This window comes from Flavobacterium araucananum, assembly GCF_002222055.1.
Taxonomy (GTDB): Bacteria; Bacteroidota; Bacteroidia; order Flavobacteriales; family Flavobacteriaceae; genus Flavobacterium; species Flavobacterium araucananum.
The window spans coordinates 1-11,583 of sequence record NZ_MUGS01000011.1 but is presented as its reverse complement, the minus strand read 5'-3'; the positions used below and the strand labels follow the sequence as shown (position 1 = coordinate 11,583).

Genomic DNA, 11,583 nt, shown 5'->3' with positions numbered 1-11,583 from the left:
AATTGAATTTATAAGCTTTTTAGGGCTTTCTTGATAATCGTTTCTACTGTAGCTTCCGGATCTTCTTTTACGATTTTCTCTACTACTTTTTCTGAAGTTTTTCGAATAAAACCCAGAACTTCCAAAGCAGATAACGCTTCATCTCGATTTGTATTGTTTTGTACTACCGAAACTTCATCCAAATCGTACAACTTTAACACTTTTTCCTTTAAATCAAGGATTACTCTTTGTGCTGTTTTGTTTCCAATGCCTTTAATCGACTGTATAACACCAACATCTCCAGAGGCGATTGCATTAATAATTTGTCTTGGTTCGATTGAGGACAACATTGTTCTGGCAATATTTGCCCCGATTCCCGAAACAGACAATAACATTCTGAAAATTTCTCGCTCTGATTTTTCGACAAAACCAAATAAAGTATGCGCATCTTCTTTGATTTGAAGATGCGTATACAGTTTTATATGTTCAGCATTGGGAATTAAGGAGTAGGTATGTAAAGATATATTTACCTGATAACCAACTCCTCCACAGTCTATTACGACTTCTGTAGGATTTTTCTCAACCAACTTCCCTTGCAAATGTGCTATCATAGTATAATTTATTAGGGTCAAATATAATAAAAATGCAATAAAAATACGACAATATTATTCGATCCTTACTATTTGTACTATTTCGCTAACTTATTTTTTTTGTTCTCTTTTTCCTGAGCGTCAATAACTGCAATCGCAGCCATATTAACCATTTCTTCGACACTTGCTCCTAATTGAAAGATGTGAACCGGTTTACCCATTCCCATCATGATTGGACCAATAGAATTTACTTTATATAATTCTTTTAGCAATTTATAAGTAATATTTGCCGACTCTAAATTAGGGAAGATCAATGTATTTACTTTTTTACCTGCCAATTTAGAGAAAGGAAATTTTTCTGCAAGCATCTCCTGGTTTAAAGCAAAATCTGCCTGAATTTCTCCATCAACAATCAATTCCGGGTGATTTTTATGCAAGTAGGCTACTGCTTCTCTAACTTTTGACGCTCCAGGACTAGTAGATGACCCAAAGTTCGAGAATGAAACCATTGCAATCACTGGCTCAACACCAAACATTTTGGCTGTTTTTGCAGTCATAATTGCAATATTAACTAAATCTTCTGCTGATGGATTGATGTTAATTGCAGTATCTGATAAAAACATTGGTCCACGAGATGTCAACATCATATTTGCGGTTGCAACAAGCGAAGCTCCCGGAGCTTTGTCGATCAATTGTAACATTGGTTTTACTACACTTGGATAGCTTCTTGTATGACCGGTTACCAAAGCATCTGCTTCTCCTTCATTGACCATCATTGCAGCAAAATAGTTTCTTTCGCGCATGAATTTTTGTGAGTCAAGTAACGAAACTCCTCTTCTTTCTCTTGTTTCCCAATACGAAGTAGCAAATCTGTTTCTTCTTCCTTCTTCTTCGTTTGTTTTTGGATCAATGATTTCTAACTCAGCATCAAACCCTAATTCAGCTTTAAGTTCTAAGATAACTTCTTTGTTTCCTAATAAAATCGGGAAACCAATACCGTCTTCATAAACAATCTGAGCTGCTTTTAATACATTCAATTGATCTGCTTCGGCAAAAACGATTCTTTTTGGATCCATTTTAGCACGATTCGTCATCAAACGCACCATTTTATTATCGTTACCCATACGTTCACGAAGCACATCTTCATAAGCTGCCCAGTCTGTAATAGGATTTTTTGCAACTCCAGATTCCATTGCTGCTTTTGCAACTGCCGGCGCTACTATTGTAATTAATCTTGGATCAAATGGTTTAGGAATGATATAATCTCTACCAAAACCTAATTTTGTTGCTCCGTATGCTACATTTACCTGCTCAGGAACTGGCTCTTTTGCCAAGATCGCTAACGCTTTTACAGCCGCCATTTTCATGGCTTCGTTAATTTTTGTAGCTCTAACATCCAGTGCTCCTCTAAAAATATATGGAAAACCAAGAACATTGTTTACCTGATTAGGAAAATCTGAACGTCCTGTAGCCATAATAACGTCTTTACGAGTCTCTGTAGCTAAATTATAATCGATTTCCGGATTTGGATTTGCCATTGCAAAAACAATTGGATTGTCTTTCATCGTCAACAACATTGCAGGCGTCAAAATATCTCCTGAAGATAATCCGATAAAAACATCTGCACCATTTACAGCTTCAGCCAAATCAATTTTAGCGCCATCAACAGCATATTTCAATTGCAACTCTGATAACGAAGAATTGTCTTTTGTTAAAAGTCCTTTACTATTAAACATTAAAATGTTTTCGACTTTAACACCTAATAAAACATATAAATCAGTACAAGCTATCGCAGCCGAACCTGCTCCGGAAACTACTACTTTTACATCTTCTGCTTTTTTTCCTGCTAATTCAAGTGCATTTATTAAAGCTGCCGAAGAAATAATTGCTGTTCCATGCTGATCATCGTGCATGACAGGAATATCCAATTCTTCTACCAGTCTTCTTTCTATTTCGAAAGATTCCGGTGCTTTAATATCTTCCAGATTTATTCCTCCAAAAGTTGGAGCTATATTTTTTACGGTTTGAATAAATTCCTCAATATCTTTTGTTCCGATTTCAATATCAAAAACGTCAATATCAGAGAATATTTTAAACAATAATCCTTTTCCTTCCATTACTGGTTTCGAAGCCTCAGGTCCTATGTCTCCAAGTCCTAAAACTGCTGTACCGTTTGATATAACGGCAACCAAATTTCCTTTTGCAGTATATTTATAAACGTCATCTACGTTTGCTGCGATCTCTAAACATGGCTCTGCAACTCCTGGCGAATAAGCCAAAGACAAGTCTCTTTGGGTTGCGTATTTTTTTGTTGGAACTACCTGAATTTTTCCTGGAGTTGGTTCTGAATGGTACAGTAACGCTTCTCTTCTTTTACTCTCTTTGTTCATTATTTTTAGCTTTTATTCTAGCTTACAAAGATATAAGTCTTGGTTTAAAATGGCGTATTTTTATAGTTTTCTTTTCTTAAAATAACAGTTATAGGTACCCAAAAAAATAGTCCAATATCTTTTGGACTATTTGATAATGTTTATTTTTTGAATTTCTTTTACTGAGAAATATAAGAGTTTAAGTGGTTTATGGTATCTTTTTGAATTTCTATAATCGCCTTTACGACATCACTTATCGAAATAATTCCTACCACAATTCCGTCTTCTAAAACGGGCAAATGTCTGATTCTTTTTGTACTCATCAATTCCATACAATCTTCGATATTATTGGATAGTTTTACAGAGAAAACGTTACTTTCCATAATTTCATGTACAAAAGTTTCTTTTGAAGATTTGTCTTTCAAAACAATTTTTCGAGCATAATCTCTTTCAGACAATATTCCTTTTAAATTGGTATCATCAATAACAAGAATAGCACCTATGTTTTTCTCTCCCATAACTTTTAAGGCTTCATAAACCGTTGTTGTCGAAAGAACCGAATAAACATTTTTTCCTTTTGCGTTTAGTATTTGATCTACAGTCATATCTGAAAAATTTTAGATCTATAAAGTTAAAAAAAAATGAACATAAACGACACACTTCCACACTTAACACATTCATTTTAAACATAATAATCTAAATTTTACCATAAAGGAATTTTACTTTAAAAAAATGAATGAATTTTAATACTTTTTTACGAAAATCGCAGCATTTTTTAATGGTTTTAGATTTATTCCAAATAATAAACAAATTTTCTAAGTTTAGAAAGGTTGTTTTCCTTAAGCAGATGCTTATTTGAGATTATTAAACCTTTTTTTGTATTGGAAACGAATTACAAATCGTAAACATTCAAAACCTGCTCTTAAAGAGCCTTAGAAAAAGCATATTGAGCAGCTATGAATAAAAATGTTTTTTGGTAAAAGCTCTTTAAGGATGAAAGCCTAATCCCAAAGGAAACGTTCATCATATTTTACCTGGTATTTATTTAAAAAGACAACCAGTTCTTCTTTGAATGCGCGTTTTTTATGATGCTCTTCCTGGTTTTTAATGTATTGTACAACTTTTTCTATTTCTGATGGATTGACAGAAAATATACCGTAGCCATCTTGCCAATAAAATTTTGCATAATCATTGTCTATTGTTTTCATCCATTTTGAAGAATGTTTTTTTACTTCCTCTACTAGTTTCATTTGAGTAATCTTTTTAGATAACAGACATAGTATATGGACATGATCTTTATATCCTCCTATCTGAATTGGATTGCATTCCAATCCTTTACAAATTCCGCCAAGGTATTGCCATAACTCTCCTGTATATTATGGTCAATAAACGGGAAACGCCCTTTGGTACTAAATACCAAATGAACATATACTTTCGATAGTGATTGCGACATATTATTATTTTTAATTACTGTTGTTTTTTGCTTTTGCCCTTTCAGGGCGATTTCCACATTTAATATTTTGATTCGTAGTGCGATGCACTACGCTATTGATTTTTGGGCTTTCAGCCCATTTTCAAAACATAAGAAGAACTATGAATGCAAATCTACACAATATATAGTACGAAAAAACCTATAATTATGCTTAATTAGGTCCTTGTTTGAGATTATAAAACTTTTTTGCCTTGATAACAGATTCTAAATCATGAATTTTAGAGCCCTACTTTGAAAGAACTTTAGTAAAACATAGTGCGGAGCACTACAAATGAAAACAATAAACATGCAAAACCTGCTCTGAAAGAGCCTTAGCAAAAGCATAATGCGGAGCACTACGAATGAAAATAATAAACATTCAAAATCTGCTCTGAAAGAGCCCTAGCAAAAGCATAGTGCGGAGCACTACGAATCAAAATATAATTGCAGTTTTAACCCTGAAAGGGTAAAAGCCTATGGCAACATGGTGAGCGCTATAAATGAAAACAATAAACATGCAAAACCTACTCTGAAAGAGCCTTAGCAAAAGTATAGTGCGGAGCACTACGAATGAAAATAATAAACATTCAAAATCTGCTCTGAAAGAGCCCTAGCAAAAGCATGGTGCGAAGCACTATGAATCAAAAGACAATTGCAGTTTTAACCCTGAAAGGGTAAAAGCCTATGGCAACATGGTGAGCGCTATAAATGAAAACAATAAACATGCAAAACCTGCTCTGAAAGAGCCTTAGCAAAAGTATAGTGCGGAGCACTATGAATCAAAAGGCAATTGCAGTTTTAACCCTGAAAGGGTAAAAGCCTAATCTCAAAGAAAACCTTAGTCCTATTTTAAATATTATGTTTCTAAGAAAGCTAAAGATTTTTTTGAATATGTTTATTTGCTTTTGCCCTTTCAGGGCGATTTCCACGTTTAATATAGTTCGTAGTGCGATGCACTACGCTATTGATTTTGGGCTTTCAGCCCATTTTCAAATCTAGGAAGAATTATGATTCCAAATCCAGGCAATTATTTACGTACGAAAAAAACTCAAATAACATATCTTGTTATGTGCTACTTTAAAATTAAAAAAATTGGAATTTACTCAAAATCAAGAAGTTCTTTTATTGACATATCTAAACCTTTACATAATGCTAGCAGATAAAGATAAGTAGGATTAAATTCACCTGCTTCCACTTTATGGATAGATTGTTGATCTTTAAAAATCAACAATCCCAATTTAGCTTGTGATAGTCCTTTTAAATTTCTAACTTCTTTAATGCGAGCACCTAACCGCTTTAATTCTTCTGATTTATCCACTTCATTTTATTTCAGACAATTTGCGTTTTCTATTTATCATTTTTAACATACTATAGTATGTTATTTAAAGTTTTTCGTACATTTGTTTAAAAAAATCCCATTATGGAAACAAATGAAATTAAAACATTAGAGAATCTTCGAAAAGTGACTGCTCAGTATTTCAATACTTTAAGTCCTACGAATAATAATACGGGAGATCACATTGCTCAAATTAAGTTTGTAAATTATTATGAGTTGGGCTGTACTTTTACCAGCATACTAAAATTGTGCATTTTGGCATTGGATCACGAGGCTCATAAAATTTCAAAAACCGATTATAATGCGTCTATTAATGTGAGTCTTGTTTTAGAAAAAGCATTACAGTTGTTTCCTATGGATCAATTTGAATTCTTAAGTGATATTATTGAAAAACTTGTTACCGATTCTCAAAACATTAGTAAATGATTGAGGATACAGACCAATTGTGTCATTTTTTTTCAACTAAAAACCCTTTTCTAAACTTTAGAAAAGGGTTTTTATTTTTTATAAATAGGTAATAATAAACTCGCTTCGTCGGTTTTGTTGATGTTGTTTTTCTGAACATTTTACACCATCGGCACATTTATTTACCAATTGTGTTTCTCCAAATCCTTTTGCTGTTAAGCGATTGCCATCGACACCTTTACTAATAAGCCAGTTTTTGGTCGATTGTGCTCGTTTCTCTGACAATATCATATTGTTTGAGGCTGATTGTCGGCTATCTGTATGCGAGCGAATATCTAGTTTTAATGTTGGATATTGCTTTAAGATATCTACGATTTTTTGCAATTGAGGCTCAGAGGTTTTTCTGATTGTTGCTTTGCCTAAGTCAAAAAAGTTCATGGGAATATTCAGTATTTTTGCCAAATCTGTTCCTACCGCAATAGGTTTCATGATTACTGATTTTACGGATACTGTTTTTATCATTATCGTTTTAGCGACTAACGGAATTGCTTTCTTTTCTAAAGAAACAGGTAAAATTGTTTTTCCGGTTCCTCGCTTTATGGCTACCGAAATTTCTCTTATCTCATAATCGTTTTTTGAGGTCTTTATGGTGTATTTTTTACCGCATCTTACATTTGGAAAACTATAATTACCATTTTGATCCGATACTACCTGCAAGGCATTTTGTCGGTTTTCATCAAACAAAATTAAGGTTACATTCGAAAGGATTTCATTTGTTTCAACATCTGTAATTTTGCCTGTTAATTCCTGTTCGCAAATTAGTCTGCGCGTTTCTGTAAATCGATAAACATCATCAACTCCTTGTCCGTTTTCTCTATTTGAAGAAAAGAAACCGTTTCTGTTTTTGGTATTTATTATAAAGGCAAAATCATCTTGTTTGCTGTTTATTGGTTCCCCCAGGTTTTGAATTTCATCATAAGAATCGTCTTTATTTATTTTTGACACAAAAACATCAAGTCCGCCTAATCCCGGTCGACCATCGCTGGCAAAATAAAGTTCATTATCGTCTGATATAAAAGGAAAAGTTTCTCTTCCTTCGGTATTAATCGTAGTGCCCAAATTTTCTGGTTTGCCAAAGGTTCCGTCATTGTTTATTTTTACTTTAAACAAATCAGACTGTCCTAAAGTTCCAGGCATATCTGATGCAAAATACAATGTTTTCTCGTCGGTGCTTAAGGCAGGATGTGCCACACTATATTGATCGCTATTGAACGGAAGTTCCTGTACGTTTTTCCATTCGCCATCGATTAAATTGGCTTTATAGAGTTTTAATAGTGTAATCTTATTTTCGTCTCTGCCTCGTTTCCCGTTCAAAAAATTGTTTCGGGTAAAATACATTGTTCTTCCATCTTTTGTAAAAACGGGAGTTGATTCGTTGAATTTTGTATTTACTTTTTTCTGAAAGCGCTGCGGATTCCCAACGCTTCCATCAGACATTAATTCGGCAGTATATAAATTGGTAAAGGATTTATTGGTCCATTTAAAATTTTTCTTAACCACTGTTCCGGTATCTCTGGCAGAGGCAAAGACTAATTTATTACCTAAAATAGCACTTCCGTAATCTGAATAATTAGAATTAATTCCGGCATCGGCAATCTCAAATCGTCCGGAGTTATATTTTATTTCTTCTAAATAATTTTTGTTGCCTTCAAACAAAACGCCTCTTTTATCTGTGGTTAATTTTTGGTTGAATTTATCTAAAACTGCATCTGATTTTGCATAATCTCCTTTCGATTTTAAACATTGTGAATATCGGTACAAATATTCGGATTCTTGTTGGTCATTGAACGCAAACAATTCCTCATACCATTTTAGTGCCTGTATCAATTCTCCATTAAAATAATAGGAATTACCAAGGCGCTGAAGTATTTTTTCGTCTTTAAATCCTTTTTCTATGGCACTTTCGTAGAGCTTTATCGCATCGACATAGGCGTATTTTTCATATTTATCATTTGCCTCCTTTATAGTTGTAGTTTGTGCAATTGCATTTAGAAAAAACAGTAAAAACAAAATGGTAAGGTTTAATTTTTTGGTTTTCATGTAGTACTTTTTTTTTAAAAGAATCTTGGTGATGTAATTCTGCTATAGTTATTAAAAAACTCAAAACGAAGGAAAATTTCATGCGATCCTGAATTGTACCTTCTTAGATTGGTTGTTTCATGATCATAACCATATCCTACATATAAACCATCTGTAACCTGAAAACCAGCCATCGCACTTACTGAGGCACTCCAACGGTAGGCAAGCCCTACTACAAATTTGTCATTGAACATAAAATTACCGGAAACATCAACTTGCAAAGGTGCTCCCTGTACCATTTTTGTTAATAATGCCGGCTTGAATTTGACATTGTAATCAACATCAAAAACATAACCTGCCATGAAATAGTAATTTATTTTATCTTTAAAAATAGCAGTATCATCATCGTTGTATCTGTTTGTCTCGATAAAATTAGGAACTGATAATCCTAAATAGGCTTTATCTGAATGCCAATATACTCCGGCTCCAACATTGGGCGTAATTCTATTATTTAAATTTTGAAATTGTGGATCATCCTGATTTTCAAAGCTTAATTTATTAACGTCCAGATTAAAAAGATTCGCTGTGGCTTTTACTCCAAAAGAAAGTTTGAAGGTTTCAGAAGTTGGAATACTATACGATAAATCCGCAGATAAAGTATTTTCATTGGTTGGTCCAATTTTATCATTTACCAAAGAAACTCCCAATCCCAGATTTGTATTACTCAATGGTGTGTTTACCGAAAAAGTACTTGTTTCCGGTGCTCCGTCAAGTCCAACCCATTGTGTACGATATAATCCAAAAACGCTCAATACGCCGCGAGAACCGGCATAAGCAGGATTTATAGTAATGGTATTATACATGTATTGCGTAAACTGAGAATCTTGCTGTGCGGAACACACAACAGTAAAAAACATGAAAATTAAAACTATCTTTTTCATTTAAAAAGGCTTTTAAAAAGCGGTTTTTGTGTTTAACGAAACCGCTTATATTTTTTTACTTGTTAATATATAAATAACCTGAAAGTTCATGAGATATTGATGCACTGTCTTTGTATTTCAATATATAGAAATAGGTTCCTACAGGCAATCCATCAGCTTGTTTTACGGTTGTACGTCCTTCAGAGAAACCTTTAAAAGCACGGTCTTCGTTATTATAATTGTCAATATCGTAAACCAGAACTCCCCAACGGTTATAAATTTCTACTGTATTTTCAGGATAACATTCTAATCCCTGAATATAGAATCTGGTGTTTTTTTGATCTCCGTTTGGCGAGAATGCATTAAAGACTTTTATCATACAACCATTAAGAGGCAATACTGTAGGTTTATCTCCTGCATTGTTTTCATCATCTGACTTATCTTCTACAACTACTCCTTTGTCACTAGCTCCTTTTGCAGTTGCCTGATTGCTTACACTACCTTTATTGATATCGTTTTGAGTGATTTTATAAGTCGCTGTAAAATTATTTTCGTCAGATTCGTTTACTTCTAAATCTATTGGTTGTCCTGAAACTACAACTCCCGGCAGAGGATCCAAAACAGTAACACCTCTTAAAGGAACATTACCTGTATTGGTTACTTTAAATTTATACGTAATCGTTTCGCCTGCATTTGCATAACCACTAGCGTTTTCATCATTAAATACTGCTGTTTTTATGATTGCAATTGCAGGAACTTCTACAAAAACTTCAAGCGTTGCAGTAGCACAATTAGATAAATTTGCTTTCTCGCAAACCTGATATGTTAAGCTATAATTTCCGCCTGGCGTATTTGGTTTTACATTTACAGTTCCGTCTGGATTAAATTCGAAATAAGGATTCTTTGGTGTGTCTGAAAGCACAATATCTAAGGCATTAATTGGCGACCCTTTTAGTAAATCATTATCTAAAACATTGATAAACTCAAGCGAACCATTTATTCCATCAACGTTTATTAAGCCATCATTGGTTAGAACAATTTGTGTCGATGGTGTTATTGGCGGGTTAGGATCTACAGAATTTACTACTGAAATCTTCACAACTGCCTGACTACAATTTAATGTTGGATTTAAGACTTCGCAAATTTGATAGGTCAATTCATAAACATCAGAAGGTGTTCCCGGCTTTACTTCGATAGTACCGTCTGATTTTAAATTTAAATTAGGATTAAAAACAACTGTACTTAAAATAACATCCGAAGGATTAATCAATACTCCGTTTAATGTATCATTATTAAATACACTCGTTGTCGAAGTTTGTCCTTTATTACTATCTACTGTTCCTGCATTATCATTATTTGCCTGCAAAGTAGCTGCTGTAACAGGGATAAAACTTTTTACGGTTGAACAATTATTTTGATCCAGATATTCGCAAATTGTGTATATTATTTCATAATTACCTATTGGAGTTCCGGCACCTACTTTTACTGTTCCGTCTAAATTTAAAACTAATCCCTTAGGTACACTTACTGGTGTCAAGATTACTCCTCCCGCATCATTTTTGATAACAACAGGATTTCCGTTTAAGGTATCATTATCTGTTAATGAAAATGTCGTTCCTCCAATACTACCATTTATAGAAAGTGTAGTCTCGGTCAAGGCAATGATTGTTCCTTTTGCAACTACAACTGTAGCGGTATTTGTGGCACAATTGGCAGGGCTCGCGCCTTCTTCACAAATTTGGTACGTAATGGTATAAGTGCCCGATGGTGTATTGGCGTCTAATGTCAATTGTCCGTTGGCATCAATACTTAGTGGTCCTGTTTTTATTGGCGTTACATTGGTGTTTGCTGCGGTAACAGGTTGTCCGTTTAAGGTATCGTTTGCTGTAACATCGCCAATAACGGTAGTAGTCGCTGATGTGGTTTGATTGGCAAAGGTGTTGTCTGTATTGGCAACAAGTGTGTTTCCTACTACAACTGTAGCGGTGTTTGTGGCACAATTGGCAGGGTTTGCACCTTCTTCACAAATTTGGTACGTAATGGTATAAGTGCCGGATGGTGTATTAGGATCTAATGTCAACTCACCGTTGGCATCAATACTCAGTGGTCCTGTTTTTATTGGTGTTACATTGGTATTGGCTGCGGTAACAGGTTGTCCGTTTAGTGTGTCATTTGCTGTAACATCGCCAATAACGGTAGTAGTTCCTGATGTGGTTTGATTGGCAAAGGTATTGTCTACATTGGCAACAAGCGTATTTCCTACTACAACTGTAGCGGTATTTGTGGCGCAATTGGCAGGGCTTGCGCCTTCTTCACAAATTTGGTACGTAATGGTATAAGTGCCCGATGGTGTATTAGCGTCTAATGTCAATTGTCCATTGGCATCAATACTCAGTGGTCCTGTTTTTATTGGTGTTACATTGGTATTGGCTGC

10 protein-coding genes are annotated in these 11,583 nt (G+C 34.3%); 1 reads left to right on the top strand and 9 read right to left on the bottom strand.

The window, feature by feature from the left end; translation table 11 throughout:
- Positions 1-8: 8 nt before the first annotated feature.
- The 6 genes from ruvA to B0A64_RS08205 form a co-directional block, all read right to left on the bottom strand.
- A complete protein-coding gene (gene ruvA, locus B0A64_RS08225; RefSeq protein ID WP_089479037.1) occupies positions 9-590 on the bottom strand; it encodes a Holliday junction branch migration protein RuvA in 582 nt (193 codons plus the stop codon).
- A 77-nt stretch (positions 591-667) separates the two neighbouring features.
- Positions 668-2,959, bottom strand: a complete 2,292-nt coding sequence (locus tag B0A64_RS08220; protein ID WP_089479036.1) for an NADP-dependent malic enzyme — start codon at positions 2,957-2,959, stop codon at positions 668-670.
- 158 nt (positions 2,960-3,117) lie between these two features.
- Complete coding sequence (locus B0A64_RS08215; protein ID WP_089479035.1) at positions 3,118-3,543, bottom strand: CBS domain-containing protein; 426 nt, start codon at positions 3,541-3,543, stop codon at positions 3,118-3,120.
- Positions 3,544-3,939: 396 nt separating this feature from the next.
- Positions 3,940-4,269 carry a transposase gene (locus tag B0A64_RS08210; RefSeq protein WP_244285374.1) on the bottom strand — a complete coding sequence of 110 codons (330 nt, stop codon included), beginning with the start codon at positions 4,267-4,269 and terminating at the stop codon, positions 3,940-3,942.
- Positions 4,245-4,391, bottom strand: coding sequence for a hypothetical protein (locus B0A64_RS25400; protein WP_208863522.1), 147 nt, complete (start codon positions 4,389-4,391; stop codon positions 4,245-4,247). The genes B0A64_RS08210 and B0A64_RS25400 overlap by 25 nt, the downstream gene beginning before the upstream one ends.
- A gap of 1,117 nt (positions 4,392-5,508) precedes the next feature.
- Positions 5,509-5,727, bottom strand: a complete 219-nt coding sequence (locus B0A64_RS08205) for a helix-turn-helix transcriptional regulator (protein WP_089479034.1) — start codon at positions 5,725-5,727, stop codon at positions 5,509-5,511.
- A gap of 102 nt (positions 5,728-5,829) precedes the next feature.
- Here B0A64_RS08205 and B0A64_RS08200 point away from each other — a divergent pair, with 102 nt between their 5' ends.
- The gene (locus tag B0A64_RS08200) at positions 5,830-6,171 is read left to right on the top strand and encodes a hypothetical protein (protein WP_089479033.1); all 342 of its coding nucleotides are present in this window, start codon (positions 5,830-5,832) and stop codon (positions 6,169-6,171) included.
- 78 nt (positions 6,172-6,249) lie between these two features.
- On the opposite strand, the gene B0A64_RS08195 is transcribed toward B0A64_RS08200, so the two are convergent.
- The 3 genes from B0A64_RS08195 to B0A64_RS08185 all read right to left on the bottom strand — a co-directional run.
- The gene (locus tag B0A64_RS08195) at positions 6,250-8,250 is read right to left on the bottom strand and encodes an OmpA family protein (protein ID WP_089479032.1); all 2,001 of its coding nucleotides are present in this window, start codon (positions 8,248-8,250) and stop codon (positions 6,250-6,252) included.
- A 14-nt stretch (positions 8,251-8,264) separates the two neighbouring features.
- Positions 8,265-9,170: a PorP/SprF family type IX secretion system membrane protein gene (locus B0A64_RS08190; RefSeq protein ID WP_089479031.1), complete on the bottom strand. Its 906-nt coding sequence runs from the start codon at positions 9,168-9,170 to the stop codon at positions 8,265-8,267.
- Positions 9,171-9,225: 55 nt separating this feature from the next.
- Positions 9,226-11,583, bottom strand: a 2,358-nt coding sequence (locus tag B0A64_RS08185) for a T9SS type B sorting domain-containing protein (RefSeq protein ID WP_123875891.1), incomplete at its 5' end; no start/stop codon positions are given.